Here is a 17,255-nt window from a genome sequence, read left to right on the forward strand (position 1 = left end):
GGCGAACTAGCGACACAAGCCAGAGGAAATAGTTCAAAAGCTGCGGCAGGTTGATGTGCTTGTCGGACAACTGCCTTTGATAGTCAAAGGTCTGTTTCTCTGAACATGAACTTCTTGATGCGGGCATAGCCATAACCGATGTGAATGCGCTGGATGTATCCGACGGCCAGGATGTCATTCTCTGCCAGCGCGTTTTCGAGATCCACAAGCTCGGCAACCAAAGCATCGGCCACTTCAGCACCAGCGCGGTCGACAACCCTGTGCCAGGTGCTGGCGGCCTGATAATAGGCCTGGGTCCAGAAGGAACGCAGGACCGAGTTTCCGATCAGATCGCTGATCAGCGTGTTCAGCTGATCATTGACGATGACATATTGCCGGGAGTCGACTTGGTCGCCGAGTAGATGGGCCTGCTGCAGCAAGTCCCGGGCGCGGTCCTGGTGGCTCTCTTCGATCTGCGCGGGTGTTGTTGCGCCGATCAAGGCGGCCAGATGCAGCCGCATTTCGTAGACTTGCGCAATCTTCTGCGGCGGCAGCTCCATCACCACATTGCCGACGCCGTTGATCGTTTCCACCAGCCCGAGGTGGTTGATCCGGCTGATGGCATCGCGCACCGGCGTTCGACTGACGCCGAACTCCTTGGCCAGTTCCGCCTCCTTCAACCGGTCGCCGGGGGTGTATTCAAGGAAGCAGATCCGCTTGAGGATCAGGCGCTGAATGTCCTCGACACCAGGCTTGCGGTCGCCCCAACCGGGCGGTGTCAGTAATGTGGCATCTGCAGACAAGGCGGCTCCCTTTCCTGAGCGGCTTCGGGTCCTGCAGTACTAGCAAGGCTGTTTGCAGCAAAGAAGAGGCGATTTCAGTGATCCCGGAGCAGCCGCCCGTATCCCTCGATACGGTCCGGAAGGCCGGCCAGGCGCAGAACGTGCCACATCATCGCCTGGTTGGAGCAGATCACCGGCTTGCCTAGACGCTGCTCCAGCCGGTCAACGATCTCCAGCGACCGCAGCGCGCCGCAGCTGATGAACAGCGCGTCGCTGTCCGGCGTGTCCGCCTGCCGGGCGAATTCTGCCAGATACTCCGGGCTGACCCGAACCATATCGCTGTCTTTCTCGAGTTGCAGCCCCTGGATCTGCGTCACCTGGAACCCCGCGTTTTCAAGGTATTGGACCTCCTGGCGGTTAATCTCTTCCAGATAGGGCGTTGCCACGGCAATACGTCTTGCAGCTATCGCCCGCAATGCCGCAATCACCGCTGTGATCAGGCTGGTGGGCTTGGCATTCGGCGCCCCCTTGGACAGTTCGGCGGCGACGCGGTCCTCACCAATCACTAGGCTTCCAGAGGTGCAGCCATAGCAGATCACATCAAGACTGCCGTCCGGCAGCAGCGTCGCAGAGGCACGAGCCAGATCCCCGGCGTGGCGGCTGAGACTGGCGGCCGTGATGCTGTCTTCGATCCAGGCACGGGTGAAATGCAGCCCGATCCCGTCAGGGCAAAGCTGGAACATATCCCTCTCGATTGTCTGCTCGGTGGCGAGCAGCACAAAGCCGATTTTCGCTCGGTGATGGCGGCCTTTATCAAACATTTTTCTCTCCTTGAATTCGATGTGATGCATGCAGCAAAATCAAAATTGGACGAATTATTGCGAAAAATCAGGTATTGACGCAACAGCTGTATGCAGCTTAGCAAATTGATCAGGCCGATATTTCGATTCGAGCCGCGACTGAAACACGAACAGGGAGGAAACCTTCGTGGGGATCGCAACATTTTTCAAAGCGGGTGCCGCTGCCGCAGGAATGCTGGCCGCGACGCTGCCGGCCGCGCATGCCGAAGACATCATTCTGGGCCATGTGATGGACACCCAGCACATTTTTCACCAAGTCTCCGAGCGTTTCTCGGCGCGGCTGGATGAGCTGTCCGGCGGTGAGCTGAACGTCGACTACCACCCGGGCGGCGATCTGGGTGACTGGACCTCGATTGTCGAGCAGGTGTCGCAGGGCGCGGTGCAGATGACCATGTCCTGGAACCATTCGGAACTGGACCCGCGCTGGGACGTCTCTGTCCTGGGCTATGTCGCCAGCGACTGGGAAACCGGGCGCGAGATCTATGGCCCGGGTTCGGTGATGAACGGTGTCTATGACGGCATCATGAACGATCTGGGTATGGTGCTCTTGGGAACCATTCCAACCGATTTCACTGGATTCGTAGTGCGCAAGGGCGTCGACGTGCCGACCAATTTCCCAGACGAGGCCCAGGGCTTCAAGATGCGGGTGCCGGGCATGCCGATGGCGATCGAGCGCTACAAGGCCACCGGCTTTGCACCCGTCCCGATGGCCTTCAGCGAGGTGCATACAGCGCTGCAGACCGGCGCCATCGACGGCCGCGCCTATTCGCCGCCGTCCGAAGTGCTGCTGTTCAAGGATGTGGTCAGCGCTTACGTCTTCACCCGCGAAAACTTCGAGCATACTTTCTGGACCGCCAACAAGCGCTGGTTCGATGGCCTGAGCGAAGAACAGCAGGGCTGGATCCGCACCGCCGCGGATGAGGCCGTGACCTGGGCCTGGGAAAACGCCGAAGCCGAAAGCCCCAAGTGGTTTGCCCAGATGACAGAGGCCGGCATCGAGGTTGTCGAGCTGACGCCCGAGCAGCTGGACGCTTACCGCCAGCAGGTGACCGCGGTGGAATACCCCTACATGGAGCAGATCATCGGCGCCGAAGTGATGGGCCAGATCAAGGCTGCCGCTGGCAGCAACTGATCCATCCCCCTCTGCGCCCGCCTCTCCCGCGGGCGCAGACCCCTTTCATGCACTGACCAGGGAGGAGAGCGCATGACCAAAGAGCTTCTGCATACGGACAGTCTGGACAATGTCCTGACCCCGGAACCGATCATGCCGGCAGGCGGCGACGCTGCAGCGCCGGTCTACCGCGGCCTTGGCGGGCTTTATGCCATCGAGGACAAGGCAGCACTCTTGATGCGGGTAATCCTGTTCGCCGCCATGATCGCGCTGGGGCTTTTGATGGCGGCTCAGGTGTTCATGCGCTACGTGATCGCCTCGCCCTTCCTAGGGATCGAGGAGCTGGCGCCGATGCTGGCCCTGTGGATCTACTTCATCGGCATGGCCTATTGCACCCGCGAGCGTGACCATATCGAGGGCGGCGTGCTGACCCTGCTGACGCAGAACCGCAAGACCCTGCTGTCTGTCCGCCTGTTCGGCACCCTATGCTGTCTGGTGACGGTTCTGGTCTTCGCCTGGTTTGCCTGGGATTTCGCAGCCTACAACCTCTCCCTGAACCGCAAGAGCACCTACATGCGGCTGCCCAAATACATCTGGGATTTCAGCATGGTCTCCGGCTTTGCGCTGATGATCCTCTACCTGGTTCTGCAATTTTTTCTCGAAGCGCGCGCGCTTGTGACCGGACAGGGCGGAGACTGACCTCATGACCTTCTTCCTCATTGCCTTCCTGGCCATCATCTTCCTGTTGCTGATTGAGGTTCCGGTCGGGTTCGCCTTCGGCGCCGGGGCGCTTGGCTACGGGCTGATGTCCGGCACCAATATCTCCTTCCATGCCGGCTACGGCTATTCTCAGGTCAGCGCTTTCTCGCTGCTGGCAATCCCGCTGTTCATCCTGTCCGGCACGCTGATGGGCGCCTCCGGCATCTCCGAGCGGCTGTTGAACTTCGTCAATTCCTTTGTCGGCCGCACCAAGGGGGGCTTGGGCGCGGTGACCGTGCTGACCTGCGCCCTGTTCGGAGCAATTTCGGGCAGTGCTTCGGCCGCCATCGCCGCCATTGGCAAGATCATGGTGCCGCGGATGATCAAGGAGGGCTACCCGCCCGGCCATGCCACCGCGCTTGTTGCTGTGTCCTCGGTGCTGGCGCTGATGATCCCGCCTTCGATCCCGATGATCGTTTTCGCCATTGCAATCAGGGAGTCTGTCGCCAAGTGCTTCCTCGCCACGATGGGGCCGGGCGTGCTGCTGGCGCTGATCTACTGCGGGCTGAACTTCTTTTTCCTGCGCAATAACACAACCATCACAACGGCACCCAAACTGCCGATGCGTGAAACCCTGGCCGAGGCTGCACATACAGGCAAGAAAGCCAGCCTGGCCATCATCATGCCGGTGATCGTTCTGGGCGGCATCTACAGCGGCATCGCCACCCCGACCGAGGCAGGCGCGGTGGCACTGGTCTACACGCTGATCGTGGGCATTGCGATCTACCGCTCGCTGCCGATGCAGATGCTGTTTAACTCCACCGTCGAGGCGGCGCGGCTGACCGGTGCGATCCTGATGGTGCTGTTCTTTCTGTTCGTGATGAGCCGCGGCATGGTGCTAGCCAAGGTGCCGACCCAGTTTGCCGACCTGCTGCTGACGATTTCAGACAACAAGATCGTGATCCTGCTGCTGATCAACCTGCTGCTGCTGATCATGGGGATGATCATCGACGATGTCTCCGGCGGCGTGCTGGCAGCCATCATCCTTCTGCCCGTCACCCAGAAAATCGGCCTGGACCCGATCCACTTTGCTGCCATCGTCGGCACCAACCTGGGGCTGGGCAATATCTCCCCGCCCTGCGCCCCGCTGCTCTACATGGCCGGCGGCGTCACCCGCCAACCGCTGTCGGTTTATGTCGGCCCGACGATGAAGTTCCTGCTTCTGGGGCATTTTCCGATGGTCCTGATCGTGACCTTCGTGCCGCCAGTAGCCCTGTATCTGCCGGGGCTGCTGGACTGATCCGTCCACAGTCCACCCCTCAATCCACCTAACAGAAGGAAGTCAGCACATGCTGGAAGAAGCCAAGAAACGCACCCTCATCCTGCAGGACCGCATGCGCCAGGCAGGTATCGGCAAAGCCGTGTTCACCGATGAAAGCTCGATCGCCTACCTGGCGGGCTTCTGGGGCTATCTCGGGATCGAATTCGGCCGTCCCTCAATGCTGGTGGTCGATGCGCAGGACGCGCCGGTTGTCATCACCCCGCTGATGGAATCCGAGATGGTGGCAGAAATGACCTGGGTCGAGGATGTGCAGACCTGGGAAGACATCGGCCCGCGCAGCTGGGGCCGCGCCCTGGCCAATGCCCTGGGTGAGAGCCCCAAGGAGATCTGGATCGAACGCGGCACCATCCCCGCGATCGTGCGCAACCACTTGGATGACACCTATCCCGGCGTGCCGCTGCGGGATATCTCGCCGGTGCTTGGTGCCATGCGCACCATCAAGACACCGTTTGAAATCGGCGTCATGAAAGAAGCCGGGCAGATCGCCGGCGCAATGATGGCAGCGGCGCATGACAGCTTGCGGGAAGGCGCACAGGAGTATGAATCCGCGCTCGCCGTGATCGAAGCAGGCTCACGCAAGGCGGCCTCCTTCTTGACGGACAAGGGCTGGGACCGCTTCGTCTCGCCGATGATCCACAACCTGCAGATCCTGCAGAGCGGCACCGATGCCTCCATGGTGCACCGCCGCGCCAGCGTCAAAGCCTATGAAAAATTCGATCCGGTCTATTTCTGTTTCTGCAACATGGCGCAGTTCAAGCAGTACAAGCTGGGCTTCGACCGCATGTTCCACATCGGCGATGTGACCGACCAGGCACGTGATGTGCAGGAGGCTGCCATTGAAGCGCAGCAAGCCGCGATTGCTGCCATGCGCCCGGGCGTTTTGGCCGAGGATGTCGCCGCCGCGGCCAATGAGGTCTACCGCGCGCGCGGATATGAGACCGGCTACCGCACCGGCCGTTCCATCGGTGTCGCCTATCTGGAGGCACCGGAGCTGAAGGAAGGCGACAAGACTGTTCTGCAGCCGGGCATGACCTTTGCGGTCGATGGCGGCATTTCGGTGGACGGTCTGACCGCGGGCCGGATCGGCGACTCGGTTGTGGTGACTGAAACCGGCATTGAATACATCACCAGCTATCCCCGCGAAATCCTGCTGAGCAAGGGCTGAGCCATGACAGGCAACCTGAATATCGCAGTTGCCCAAAGCCCTGCGGACCTTGACGGTCCGCAGGCGCGGCTGGCGTGGCTTGGCAGCTGTCTGACCCGGCTGCAAGGGCAGCACACCGATCTGCTGGTGCTGCCTGAGCTGTTTCTGACCGGATATAACATCGGCAGCCGGGTTTCGGACTGGGCGGAACCAGCAGACGGTCCATCGGCGCAGGTGGTCGCGGAACTCGCCCGGGAGCACCAGGTGGCGATCCACTACGGATTTGCGGAGCAATCTGGCGGTGACCTGTTTAACTCAGCCTCGTGCATCGGCAAGGATGGAAACCTGCTGGCAAGCCACCGCAAACTGCTGCTGCCTCCTGGCTTTGAAGGGGACCATTTCAGCCCTGGCGAAACCTACACGCTGTTCGAGCTGGAAGGGTTCAAAGCTGCCACACTGATCTGCTATGACGCCGAGTTCCCTGAAACCTTCCGGGCGGTTGCTCAAGCCGGGGCAGAGCTGGTTCTGGTTCCCACCGCTTTGGGCGCGCAATGGGGTGTGGTGGCAAACACCGTCATCCCTGCGCGCGCGTTCGAAAACGGGGTGTTCGTTTGCTACGCAAATTCCTGCGGGCATGAAAATGGTATGGACTATTTCGGGGGCAGCTGTGTCGTCGCGCCCAATGGGCAGGACTTGGCCAGAGCAGGGACGGGCGAAGAATTGTTGAAGGCACGCATGGGAAAAGGCGCGGTTCCAATGGCCCAATCCCGATTGCCATACCTGACCGACCGGCTAAAACTCCCCGATCTGATCAACTGAAAAGATGAATGGAACCTGGCGATTGGCCATTTGTGCAACAAAAGAGGTTCACTGACTTCGAAATGGCTGAACTGGCGTACTGAATGGGAGAGTCTCCAATCGGACCGTGTCAGCCAATTCGTTTGAGTTTTCCTTCAGCACTTCGGCAACCGGAAAGTGATCGTGGCAGTCATACTTGAATGAGATCAAAAATGATCTGGGAATAAGCTCTTTGCAATGTAAAGGCAGGTGCGCTCTGCCTTGCTGCGGTCGAATTCTTCTGCATGCAGGTGGAAGTCAGTCCACGTTCCCTCAAGGAGCGCTATCAGGCCGTCAGTTGCGAGTTCTGCGTCGGCATCAAGGTAATTCCCCTCGTCAATAAGAGTTTGGCAGAGCTCAATCATTACATCCCGCAGGCTCGCATCCCTGGAATCGATAGACTTGCGGTATTCCGGGTTCGAGTAAACCTCGGAGCGGAAGGCGAACCAAACAGCGACGTCACGCCGGTTCAGAAAGTCCGGGGAAAGATCCAGCTGGATGATCCTCCTCAACTTTTCTGCAGCGGGCAAGTCCGGGTCCAGGGCCACCTTGTTCCAGCGTTCGGAGTAACTGTTCGACAAGTCTTCGGCGACAGCCAGCAGAAGGTTTTCCTTGGTCTTGAAGTGCAGGTTGATCATGCCCCGAGACAGGCCTGAAATCTCCTGGATTGCGGCAATGGTTGCGCCCCGGAAGCCGTGTTTGAAAATGGCTTCCGCGGCGGAATCCAACAGGTGGCGCCGATTCTTCGACTTGCTGAATTCCCTGGCATTCAGCCCTTCCTCATGCTGGCCGGTATCGCTCACGTCTCCTCTGGACCTCTCTGCATTGAGTGAATGACCTTGAGTTTCCAATGACTTCCCACAGCCAAAGCCTAAAGGCAAAAGCTTTTGTTGACTTTGAATGTATGTATGTTCAGATTGTGATAAATGTTACAACACGGGTAAGGTCATGACGCTGCTGAATACCGATTTCGAAACCGTCCGCGATTGGGACAACGGGCATTTTGTTCACCCGTGGGAGGGGATGGCCTATATCGGCCAGAATGACCGCACCTTCACCGAAGGCGGTGAAGGCATCTATGTCACGACGGAAACGGGCGAGCGCCTGATCGATGGACCGGCAGGCATGTGGTGCGTGCAGATCGGTTACGGAAACACTGAGATCGTCGATGCGATGGCGGAACAGGCGCGCGAGCTGGCTTATTTCTCGCCATTCAACAACGCGAACTCCACCTCCGCACGCCTGGCCCACGAAATAGCCAAACGTACGCCGGGGGATCTGAACCACGTGTTCTTCACCACCGGTGGTTCGACCGCCGTGGACAGCGCGCTGCGGTTCATCCAGTTCCGTAACAACATTCTGGGACGGCCGGAAAAGAAAATCGTCATCTCGCGCCAGAAGGCTTATCACGGCTCGACCTATCTGTCGGCCTCGGTGAGCGGCAAGGAGCGCGACAAGGGCTGGCTGGATCAGGCGGAGCATCTGGCTCATTTCTTGCCCAACGTGAACCCTTATGTCCGCGCCGAAGGCCAGAGCATCGAGGCCTTTCTGGATGAAAAGGTGGCGGATCTGGAGAACGCCATTCTGCAGATCGGCGCTCATAAGGTGGCGGCATTCATTGCTGAGCCGATACTGTGTTCCGGCGGGGTGATTGTCCCGCCGGCGGGCTACCACAAACGCTGCCTCGAGGTGTGCCGTCGGCATGACGTGCTTTACATCTCGGATGAGGTGGTCACCGGTTTCGGCCGCCTGGGCCACTGGTTCGCCTCGGAAGAGGTGTTCGATATCGTTCCCGATATCATCACCTGCGCCAAGGGCATGACCTCAGGCTATGTGCCGATGGGTGCCTGTATCATCTCCGACCGCTTGGTCGCCGAGGTATCCGGGGACAAGTCGCAGGGCGCGACATTCTCTAACGGGTTCACTTACTCGGGCCATCCGGTCAGCGCAGCCGCTGCGCTCAAGAATATCGAGATCATCGAACGCGAAGGCATCCTTGAGCATGTTCGAAATGTCACTCCCCATTTCGAAGCACGGCTCGGAGCCCTCGCGGACCTCCCACTTGTCGGCGATGCGCGCGGCAAGGGGCTGGTCGGCTGTGTCGAGTGCGTGGCAGATGCGTCGGCCGACGATGTGCTCGCACTCGACAAGACCGTGGGTGCGATGATCGACGCCCATTGCCAGGAAAACGGCCTCATCCTGCGCCCGATCATCAACATGTGCGTGTTCTCACCGCCGCTGGTGATCACGGACGGTCAAATCGACCAAATGTTTGACATCCTGGAGGACGGTATCCGCAAGACAACCGACGATCTCATCAAACAGGGGGTGAACCTCGCATGACACAGTACCGCATGCCTCCCGAGTGGGTCCCGCATGAGCGCACCTGGATGGCCTGGCCTTGTGCCGAAGGAACCTTTGGCGACAGCCTGCCGCAAGTGCGGCGCGAATATGCTGATGTCGCCAAGGCCATCGCACAGTTCGAACCTCTGACCATGCTCTATGACCCGGAGAACTGCGATGGGCTCGGAGAGCTTGAAGGCGAAACCAATATTGAGCTGGTCGCTTGCCCGCTGGATGACAGTTGGCTGCGCGACAACGGGCCGACCTTCGTGCTGGGCGACGATGGCTCGCTTGCTGGTGTGGACTGGACCTTTGATGGTTGGGGCGGCGAGTGGCCTCACAAGAAAGATGCCAATGTTGCAGCCCGGATAATTGAGCTGGCGGGCGCAAAGCGGAACCCGTCCGCCATGGTCTACGAGGGAGGTGCGCTCAATATTGATGGCAAAGGCACCTGCGTTGTCACGCGGCAATGCTATGAACACCGCACCCGCAATGGCGGGCCAACCCCGGAAGAGTTCGAAGCAGAGCTGTGCAGACAACTGGGCCTGTCCAAGGTCATTTGGCTGAACCGCACGCTGGAGAATGATTCGACCAATGGCCACGTCGATGTCGTTGCGGCTTTTGTGCCCGGCGGCGTCCTATGCCAGGTCAGCGCCGATCCGGAGGATTCCGACTATCAGAACCTGCTGGACAACCGCGCCATTCTGGAAGCGGAGACTGATGCGGCAGGCCAGCCGCTGACCATTTTCCAGGTGACGTCGCCGCCTGTAGACCGCAAACCGGACGGCAGCCGCCGCTTTCTGTCGTACATCAACTTCTATCTGGTGAACGGCGGCGTGATCGTCCCGCAATACGGTTTCCCCGAGCACGACCAGGAGGCGCTGGACGTCCTGTCCAGCCTGTTCCCGGACCGCATTGTCGTCGGCGTTCTGACCAACGCGATCGCCGATGGCGGCGGCAACATCCATTGCATCACCCAGCAGCAACCCAAAGCCGGAGCCCCCGTCCATGCGTAATGTAACCCTCGCTGCCACCCAGATGAGCTGTTCCTGGGACAAGGAAAACAATATTGCCAAGGCTGAGGAGCTCGTGCGCGACGCAGCCGGCCGCGGTGCCAATGTGATCCTGATCCAGGAACTGTTTGAGACGCCCTATTTCTGCATCGAACAGGCGCACAAACATTTCGCGCTGGCCAGCACTGTGGAAGAAAACACGGCAATCCGGCATTTTTCCTCCGTAGCCAGGGAGTTGGGGGTGGTCCTGCCGGTATCCTTCTTTGAACGTGCCGGGCAGAGCTACTTCAATTCGTTGGCAATGATTGACGCAGACGGAACGGTAATGGGGATTTATCGTAAGTCGCATATCCCCAATGACGTCGCTTACCAGGAGAAACAGTTCTTCAGCCCCGGCGATACCGGCTTCAAGGTCTGGGATACAGCCTTCGGGCGCGTGGGCGCGGCGATCTGCTGGGACCAGTGGTTCCCTGAAGCCGCCCGCTGCATGGTGTTGCAGGGTGCGGAAATGCTGCTTTTTCCCACCGCCATCGGCTCCGAACCGACCCGCCCGGATGCCGATTGCATTCCCCATTGGCAGACCGTGATGTGCGGCCATGCCGGTGCCAACCTGGTGCCGGTCGTTGCCAGCAACAGGGTGGGCGAGGAAGTCGCCACGGAGGACGATAAACTGCGCATGGCCTTCTTCGGCGGCTCCTTCATCGCCGACCAATTTGGCCAGAAAGTAGCCGAGGCCGAGCGCGAGGACGGTGTGGTTCTGACCGCGGAGTTCGACCTGGATGCGGTGGCCGAAACGCGCCGCTACTGGGGGGTCTTCCGGGACCGCCGGCCGGACCTCTATGGCGCGATCAGCACCTTTGATGGACGCACGGGCTGACGGCCGGAGGGAGAAGCAAGGTGACTTTGGACAAGAATGCCAGACTGGGTCTGCTGCTGGCCACGCCGACGACGCTCTATGTTCTGTTGCTGATTGCAGCGCCTGTGGGGATGACGATTGCTTACTCCTTCTGGACCCAGGAATTCGTGGATGTGACGCGCGACTTCACCTGGGCCAACTACCGGGAAGTCTTTACAGACCCATTGTACCGCACGCTGATCTTCCGCTCGGTCCGGATCGCTGCGATGGTGACGCTGCTGACCGTTCTGCTGGCTTACCCTGTGGCCTACCACATCGCGTTAAATGTCAAGAAAAACAAGGCGATGTGGCTGTTTCTGGTGACCATCCCCTTCTGGACAAGCTACTTGCTGCGGGTGTTCTCTTGGAAGCTCATCCTTGCACAGAACGGGGTGGTCAATTCCGCGCTGCTGTGGCTCGGTGTCATCGACACCCCCATCGACACTCTGCTTTACAACTCCGAAGCCGTGGTGGTGACCCTGGCACACGCCTGGGCTCCCTTTGCGATCCTGCCGATCTTTGTGTCACTGGAAAAGATCGACCGCAGCTATTTGGAGGCGGCAAAAGATCTGGGGGAGGGGCCGGTGCGCAGCTTCCTGCGGGTGACCCTTCCGCTGTCGATCCCCGGCATCATCGGTGCCAGCATGATCATCTTCATTCCCACTGTTGGCGATTACGTCACCCCGGCGCTGGTTGGCGGGTCGGACGGCGCAATGGTCGCCAACATGATCCAGGTCCAGTTCGGCAAGGCCAACAACTGGCCTTTGGGGGCGGCGCTGGCGCTGTCGGCCGTGGTCTGCGTGACTGGTGCTGCCTGCCTGCTGGTGCTTTGCCTGAAACTGATTGAAAGGAGCCTGAAATGAACCGCGTTGTTGCCGTGCTGTCGCGGATTGGCAGGCTGCTGCCCGCCTATGCGGTGCTCTATATCGGGTTCTTGTACCTGCCGATCCTGCTGCTGCCGCTGTTTTCCTTCAATGACTCCAAAGTACTCGGTTTCCCGCTGACAGGCTTCACGACAAAATGGTACGCGAGCCTGGCTGAACAGACGGCCCTGTTTGAGGCTTTGAAAAACAGTCTGATCGTGGCCGTTGTTTCGGCGGTGGTGGCCACCAGCCTGGGCACGCTGATCTCACGCGCGATCACCAAGCACCGCTACCCGCTGCGCCGGACCAGCCAGACCATCGTCATGGCACCGCTGGTGATGCCCGAAATCATCATCGCCATTTCGCTGCTGATCGTGTTCCTCGGCATCGGCATCGGCACCACGCTTTTCACCGTGATCCTGGCCCATTCGCTGCTGACCATTCCGTTCTGCGTGTCGATCATGACATCAGCCTTCGGTCAGTTCGATGATGCGCTGGAAGAGGCCGCCGTTGACCTCGGGGAAACCTCCTGGGGCGCACTGCGGCGGGTGACGCTGCCGGTTGTCTCGCCGGGGATCATTTCCTGCCTGCTGATCAGCTTCACGGTCTCCTTCGATGAGTTCATCCTGGCCTTCTTCCTGTCCGGCAACAGCCCGACGCTGCCGGTCTATATCTGGAGCCAGGTGCGTTTCCCCGCGAAGCTGCCGAACGTGATCGCGCTCGGCTCGCTCCTCATCCTTGTTTCCATCCTGTTCCTGCTGGTGGCCGAACGCTTCCGCCACCGCAGCGAACGTTTCACCCAGCAACCCGAGTAGGACCGCCCGGCATGGATCAACAAATCGCCGTCAATATCGCCAATGTCAGCAAGTCCTTCGGCAGCTTCCAGGCTGTCAGGAACGTGAAGCTGCAGCTTAAGGAAGGGGAGTTCTTCTCGCTGCTCGGACCGTCGGGCTGCGGCAAGTCCACGCTGCTCAGAATGATCGCAGGCTTTGAGGAACCGTCGGAAGGCACCATCTCCATCGGCGGTCTGCCTATGGCCGGGATTGATGCCAACCACCGGCCAACGAATATGGTGTTTCAGAGCTACGCCATCTTTCCGCATTTGAACGTCGAGGAGAACATCATCTTCGGCCTGGCGCGCTCCGGTCTGAGTCGATCAGAAAAGCGGGCCAGGGCGGAAGACATGCTGGCCAAGGTCGGCCTGGAGGGGCTGGGCCGGCGCGGCGCGCATGAGCTGTCCGGCGGCCAGCGCCAGCGGGTGGCCCTGGCCCGGGCCCTGGTACTGGAACCCAAGGTCCTGCTGCTGGACGAGCCGATGTCGGCGCTCGACAAGAAGCTGCGCGAACAGATGCAGATGGAGCTGCGGGCATTACAGCGCTCGGTTGGGATCACCTTCCTGATGGTAACCCATGACCAGAATGAGGCGATGACGATCTCGGACCGCTGCGGCGTGATGTTCGAGGGCAGGCTCGCCCAGGTGGCTACACCGCACGAACTCTATCAGAAGCCCAATACCAAGCAGGTTGCCGATTTCATCGGCGGGATGAACTTCTTCGATGCCAGCATCAAGGCCAATGGCGGTGAAAAGCTCGAGGTCGAACTGCCCCGGTTCGGACAGCTTTCGATGGACGCGCATGGCGTTTCGGATGGCGTTGGAGCCGCAGTCACGATCGGCTTGCGGCCGGAGCGCGTTCATGTCGGCAGCAACCGTCCTGAAGGGGCCGATGTGGCGGTTCCGGCACGGGTAATCGACCGGGCCTTCTATGGCGAAACGATCCACTATTACCTGGAGTTGGAGGGCCGGGCTGACCCCCTGGTCGCTTCGGTCACCAATTTCGAACGGGCCGATCATTTTGAAATCGGCGATTCCGTGTGGTCGGGCTTCCGCGGTGGCGCCGCCGTGGCCCTGCCCCCGAAATAATCGAATAACCTGAGAGGAGGACTACCCATGAAGATCAAATCTCTTTCGGCCGGTCTGGCCCTGGGAACGCTGGCCGCCTTTGGCGCCAGTGCGGGCCAGATCACCGTGTTTGACTGGTCAGGCTACGACGATCCAGGCTTCTTTAACGCCTATGTCGAAAAACATGGAAGCGCCCCCGACTTCTCGTTTTTTGCGGATGACCACGAGGGCTTCAACAAGCTGCGTTCCGGTTTCAAGGCCGATCTGGCCCATCCCTGCAGTGGGTTGATCGGTAAGATGCGCGCTGCCGACCTGATCAAGCCGATTGACACCGCGCGCTTGGATGCCTGGGGCGAACTGCTTCCCACATTGGCTCAACTGCCGGAAGTGTCGTCGGACGGCCAAGTCTGGATGGTGCCTTTTGATTGGGGAAATACCGGTCTCGTCTACCGGACAGATCTCGTCGAAGGCGATATCGACCTGAAGATGCTGGCGGACCCGGCGCTGGCCGGCAAGGTTTCACTGCCGGACGTCGTCGAAGATGCCTACGGGTTTGCAGCGCTGGCTGTTGGCGTCAACGACTGGAGCGAAATGACGGATGAGAAATTCCAGGAGGCGTCGGACTTCCTGCGGGCTGTCCATAAAAACGTGCGTTTCTACTGGAGCGATCAAGGGCAGTTGGATGCGGCCATCAAGTCAGGAGAGATCCACGCCGCCTGGGCCTGGAATGCGACCGAACTGGCGCTGATCTTCGATAATGTTCCGGTGAAACTGGTGCGTGACCTTGAAGTGGGCGTTGCCAGCTGGGCTTGCGGCTATGTGCATCTCAAGGACGGCGAAGGCAGCGATGAGGACGTGTATGACTTCCTAAACGCGCTGTCGGATGCCGAGAGCGGTAAATACCTGATCGAGGCTTGGGGCTATGCACACGCCAACGCTGGTTCCTATAGGATCGCCGATCAGGAGGCTGTGAGAGCTTACGGCTATTCCGATCCCGAAGGCTTCATGGCTGAAAGCCTGTTCGGTTTCCGCGTGCCCAACGAGATGGCTGCGAAAATGCTGAAGGAATTCGAGCGGATCAAGGCCGGTTTCTGATCCGGCCGCAGATCACCCAATGGCGGCGCCAGCGCCGCCGCAACCCTGCCACCACATGAGAGATCCATGGTAAAAACACCCTACGCTGACGGTTTCCGTATGCCTGCCCGGTTTGCACCCCACGCCCGCACCTACATCGGCTGGCCGACCGAGCTGAACTACCGAAGTGACTTGGCGCGGTCCCGGGCGGAATATGCCGGTGTTGTCCGTGCGGTGGCGGAATTTGAGCCGGTGACCGTGATCGCCGACCCCGGCGACGCGGCCGACGCGCGGGCCGCGCTTGCCGATTGCGGCAATTCCGAGATTCTGGAAATCCCGATCAACGACGCCTGGCTGCGCGACAGCGGCTGGATCTTCGTCAAGAACGATGACGGCGAAGTCGCACTGGTCCAATTCCAGTTTAACGGCTGGGGCGGAAAATACGCCTGCGACAAGGACATGCGCGTTGCTGAACATCTTGCCGACCATCTCGGCATCAGGCTCTATCATGCGCCGTTCATTTGCGAGGGCGGCGGCATCACTGTCGACGGCGAAGGCACGCTGATCACCACCGAACAGGTGATGCGCAATGCCAACCGGTATAACGGTGTGTCGCGGGACGATCTCGAAGGGTTGCTGCGGGATTACCTTGGCATTGAGGAGGTCATCTGGCTGGGGCTGGGGCTGGTCGAGGACGCCGGCACCGACGGCCATGCCGACAACGTGGTGGAATACCTCGCGCCGGGTGTTGTGCTGGCTCAAACGGTGACAGATCCGTCGAACCCGAACTATCAGCTGTGCCAGGAAAACCTGCGCCGCCTCAAAGACGCCACGGACGCAAAAGGGCGCAAGCTCGAAGTGATCGAGATGCCGCGCTTGCCCTACACCGATCCGGCCCATGGGGAGCCCATGCCGGTGCCCTATGTGAATGCCTACGCCGTCAATAATGCGCTGATCACCCCGATGCTGGGAGGGGCAGATGATGATCAGGCCCGCGCCGAATTGGAAGGGCTGTTCCCCGGCCGCAGAATCGTGGGCGTTGACAGCACCTTCATTGCGCTCGATGGCGGCGGTATCGGCTGCATCACACAGCAGCAGCCTGCCGGTGCTTTGGCTGCTCCATTAGGCGCTGCAGGGCAAAATTAGTGAAAGTTGGCCTCGTACGGGGCCAACTTGACTTGGTGTTTGCCTCACGCGCATCGGTAAGTTTGGGCACTGACCCGGGTCTCTCGGCAAGCAGCAGAAAAGTCCGTTTTGGAGACGCTGCACAGCGGCGCAAGGAACTCCGGCAAATGGCAGGTTAGGGCCGTCCTTTACGAACCGCTGGCTTGGTTCAAGGCGGATGCTGCGCCGCATCCGAGGTCGGCTGAGAGCCCATTTTGCAAGATCTCGCGCGCTGCATCAATGGCAGGTTTGCTATCCTTGCTGCAGGAGCGCCTCCACAATTTTTCTAGGTCCATGCAACAATGTGGTCGATCAAGAGGCGCGAAAGAGAACGTCGCCGGCTGGTGCCGGGCCAGACGCCATAGGTGCCTAGATCCGGAATTGACCAGTCAGGGAGCACTTCAGCAAGGGTTCCGTTTTCCAGCTCTGGATCTGCCACCAAGGCAGGCAGTCTTTGGATCCCCAAACCTGCGCAAAGCGCAGACCGCAAGGCGGCAAAGCTATCGACAACCACGCGGCCCCGATTGGTGTGCAATGTTCTTTGGTCTTCGCCCTTTGTGAGGACAACCTGATCAATCAGACCTTCCATGGCTACAAAATCTGCGGTTTTCAGATCATCCGGCGTTGTCACGCCCGAAAGGGTTGCCAGATAGGACGGTGCGCAAACGAGCTTTCTGCCTGCGCTGCCCAAACGGTGCGAGCGCAGATTGGAATCGGGCAAGTCCCCCACACGCAAGGCCAGATCAATCCCTTCGGCCACCAGGTCAAAATTGCGGTCAAGGTAGCGGACGGTAAGTGCCACCGCCCGGTGCTGAAACGCGAAATCCCAGATGGCCCGTTCGTAACTGCTGCCTGCCATAAAGGCAGGCAGGGTTATAGTAAGTGCTCCGGCTGGCTCATTGCTGATGTCAACGACGCTGTTCAACCCGTCTTCAGCAGCTGCAACCATGCGCTGCGTGTGCTCAAGAAGCCTCTTGCCCTCACTGGTCAGCGAAAGCGAGCGGGTAGACCGGTAGAACAGCGTGACACCGAGCCGGTCCTCCAGCTTGGTCACATGTTGGCTGATCCCCGAAGTGGCCAGCCGCAGCCGTCGGCCCGCAGCCGAGAAACTGCCGGTTTCAGCGACAGTAGCGAAAATGGCCATGGCGCGAAGGTCATCGATCATCTTTCATCCTGACTGAATAATGATTTCAACATGATCCATATTTTTGAAAAGCGCTGCAACCGCTAGCTTGTTGCCAGAAGAGGA

17 protein-coding genes are annotated in these 17,255 nt (G+C 59.8%); 13 read left to right on the forward strand and 4 right to left on the reverse strand.

The features are described from left to right. Positions 1-83: 83 nt before the first annotated feature. Positions 84-782 carry a GntR family transcriptional regulator gene (locus GC1_RS06445; protein WP_019294444.1) on the reverse strand — a complete coding sequence of 233 codons (699 nt, stop codon included), beginning with the start codon at positions 780-782 and terminating at the stop codon, positions 84-86. Between the two features lie 74 nt (positions 783-856). Further along, entirely contained in the window at positions 857-1,582 is a 726-nt protein-coding gene (locus GC1_RS06450; protein ID WP_019294443.1) for a maleate cis-trans isomerase family protein, read from the reverse strand. 166 nt (positions 1,583-1,748) lie between these two features. On the opposite strand from GC1_RS06450, the gene dctP reads away from it, so the two are divergent. The 5 genes from dctP (at position 1,749) to GC1_RS06475 (ending at position 6,736) form a co-directional block, all read left to right on the forward strand. After that, positions 1,749-2,753 carry a TRAP transporter substrate-binding protein DctP gene (dctP, locus tag GC1_RS06455; RefSeq protein ID WP_019294442.1) on the forward strand — a complete coding sequence of 335 codons (1,005 nt, stop codon included), beginning with the start codon at positions 1,749-1,751 and terminating at the stop codon, positions 2,751-2,753. 72 nt (positions 2,754-2,825) lie between these two features. Further along, complete coding sequence (locus tag GC1_RS06460) at positions 2,826-3,431, forward strand: TRAP transporter small permease (protein WP_019294441.1); 606 nt, start codon at positions 2,826-2,828, stop codon at positions 3,429-3,431. A gap of 4 nt (positions 3,432-3,435) precedes the next feature. After that, positions 3,436-4,731, forward strand: coding sequence for a TRAP transporter large permease (locus GC1_RS06465; RefSeq protein ID WP_019294440.1), 1,296 nt, complete (start codon positions 3,436-3,438; stop codon positions 4,729-4,731). Between the two features lie 49 nt (positions 4,732-4,780). Continuing rightward, entirely contained in the window at positions 4,781-5,938 is a 1,158-nt protein-coding gene (locus GC1_RS06470) for a M24 family metallopeptidase (protein WP_019294439.1), read from the forward strand. A 3-nt stretch (positions 5,939-5,941) separates the two neighbouring features. Continuing rightward, a complete protein-coding gene (locus GC1_RS06475) occupies positions 5,942-6,736 on the forward strand; it encodes a carbon-nitrogen hydrolase family protein (protein WP_019294438.1) in 795 nt (264 codons plus the stop codon). Positions 6,737-6,921: 185 nt separating this feature from the next. Here GC1_RS06475 and GC1_RS06480 read toward each other — a convergent pair whose 3' ends face one another. Continuing rightward, positions 6,922-7,557, reverse strand: a complete 636-nt coding sequence (locus GC1_RS06480; protein WP_019294437.1) for a TetR/AcrR family transcriptional regulator — start codon at positions 7,555-7,557, stop codon at positions 6,922-6,924. A 145-nt stretch (positions 7,558-7,702) separates the two neighbouring features. Here GC1_RS06480 and GC1_RS06485 point away from each other — a divergent pair, with 145 nt between their 5' ends. From GC1_RS06485 to GC1_RS06520, 8 genes are all read left to right on the forward strand, one after another. Continuing rightward, positions 7,703-9,097 (forward strand): aminotransferase, encoded by a 1,395-nt coding sequence (locus GC1_RS06485; protein ID WP_019294436.1) that lies wholly within the window; start codon positions 7,703-7,705, stop codon positions 9,095-9,097. Next, positions 9,094-10,113: an agmatine deiminase family protein gene (locus GC1_RS06490; RefSeq protein WP_019294435.1), complete on the forward strand. Its 1,020-nt coding sequence runs from the start codon at positions 9,094-9,096 to the stop codon at positions 10,111-10,113. Before GC1_RS06485 ends, GC1_RS06490 begins: the two co-directional genes overlap by 4 nt. Continuing rightward, entirely contained in the window at positions 10,106-10,987 is an 882-nt protein-coding gene (gene aguB / locus GC1_RS06495) for an N-carbamoylputrescine amidase (RefSeq protein WP_019294434.1), read from the forward strand. Before GC1_RS06490 ends, aguB begins: the two co-directional genes overlap by 8 nt. Positions 10,988-11,013: 26 nt before the next feature. After that, a complete protein-coding gene (locus GC1_RS06500; RefSeq protein WP_019294433.1) occupies positions 11,014-11,868 on the forward strand; it encodes an ABC transporter permease in 855 nt (284 codons plus the stop codon). Next, positions 11,865-12,683, forward strand: a complete 819-nt coding sequence (locus tag GC1_RS06505) for an ABC transporter permease (protein WP_019294432.1) — start codon at positions 11,865-11,867, stop codon at positions 12,681-12,683. The genes GC1_RS06500 and GC1_RS06505 overlap by 4 nt, the downstream gene beginning before the upstream one ends. Positions 12,684-12,694: 11 nt before the next feature. Then, positions 12,695-13,789, forward strand: coding sequence for an ABC transporter ATP-binding protein (locus GC1_RS06510; protein ID WP_019294431.1), 1,095 nt, complete (start codon positions 12,695-12,697; stop codon positions 13,787-13,789). A gap of 27 nt (positions 13,790-13,816) precedes the next feature. Further along, positions 13,817-14,863, forward strand: coding sequence for an extracellular solute-binding protein (locus GC1_RS06515; protein ID WP_019294430.1), 1,047 nt, complete (start codon positions 13,817-13,819; stop codon positions 14,861-14,863). Positions 14,864-14,929: 66 nt separating this feature from the next. Further along, the gene (locus GC1_RS06520; RefSeq protein ID WP_019294429.1) at positions 14,930-15,988 is read left to right on the forward strand and encodes an agmatine deiminase family protein; all 1,059 of its coding nucleotides are present in this window, start codon (positions 14,930-14,932) and stop codon (positions 15,986-15,988) included. Positions 15,989-16,292: 304 nt separating this feature from the next. On the opposite strand, the gene GC1_RS06525 is transcribed toward GC1_RS06520, so the two are convergent. Further along, on the reverse strand, positions 16,293-17,171 hold the full coding sequence (locus GC1_RS06525) for a LysR family transcriptional regulator (protein ID WP_019294428.1): 879 nt from the start codon (positions 17,169-17,171) through the stop codon (positions 16,293-16,295). Positions 17,172-17,255: the final 84 nt, after the last annotated feature.

Origin of the sequence: Leisingera sp. ANG1 (assembly GCF_000203975.2) — a bacterium.
Classification (GTDB): Bacteria; Pseudomonadota; Alphaproteobacteria; order Rhodobacterales; family Rhodobacteraceae; genus Leisingera.

Excerpts from the sequence above, each read along its gene's own strand:
- GC1_RS06450 (WP_019294443.1), bottom strand. The coding sequence starts at position 1,582 with ATGTTTGATAAAGGCCGCCATCACCGAGCGAAAATCGGCTTTGTGCTG.
- GC1_RS06460 (WP_019294441.1), top strand. The coding sequence starts at position 2,826 with ATGACCAAAGAGCTTCTGCATACGGACAGTCTGGACAATGTCCTGACC.
- GC1_RS06465 (WP_019294440.1), top strand. The coding sequence starts at position 3,436 with ATGACCTTCTTCCTCATTGCCTTCCTGGCCATCATCTTCCTGTTGCTG.
- GC1_RS06470 (WP_019294439.1), top strand. The coding sequence starts at position 4,781 with ATGCTGGAAGAAGCCAAGAAACGCACCCTCATCCTGCAGGACCGCATG.
- GC1_RS06475 (WP_019294438.1), top strand. The coding sequence starts at position 5,942 with ATGACAGGCAACCTGAATATCGCAGTTGCCCAAAGCCCTGCGGACCTT.
- GC1_RS06485 (WP_019294436.1), top strand. The coding sequence starts at position 7,703 with ATGACGCTGCTGAATACCGATTTCGAAACCGTCCGCGATTGGGACAAC.
- GC1_RS06490 (WP_019294435.1), top strand. The coding sequence starts at position 9,094 with ATGACACAGTACCGCATGCCTCCCGAGTGGGTCCCGCATGAGCGCACC.
- aguB (WP_019294434.1), top strand. The coding sequence starts at position 10,106 with ATGCGTAATGTAACCCTCGCTGCCACCCAGATGAGCTGTTCCTGGGAC.
- GC1_RS06505 (WP_019294432.1), top strand. The coding sequence starts at position 11,865 with ATGAACCGCGTTGTTGCCGTGCTGTCGCGGATTGGCAGGCTGCTGCCC.
- GC1_RS06510 (WP_019294431.1), top strand. The coding sequence starts at position 12,695 with ATGGATCAACAAATCGCCGTCAATATCGCCAATGTCAGCAAGTCCTTC.
- GC1_RS06515 (WP_019294430.1), top strand. The coding sequence starts at position 13,817 with ATGAAGATCAAATCTCTTTCGGCCGGTCTGGCCCTGGGAACGCTGGCC.
- GC1_RS06520 (WP_019294429.1), top strand. The coding sequence starts at position 14,930 with ATGGTAAAAACACCCTACGCTGACGGTTTCCGTATGCCTGCCCGGTTT.
- GC1_RS06525 (WP_019294428.1), bottom strand. The coding sequence starts at position 17,171 with ATGATCGATGACCTTCGCGCCATGGCCATTTTCGCTACTGTCGCTGAA.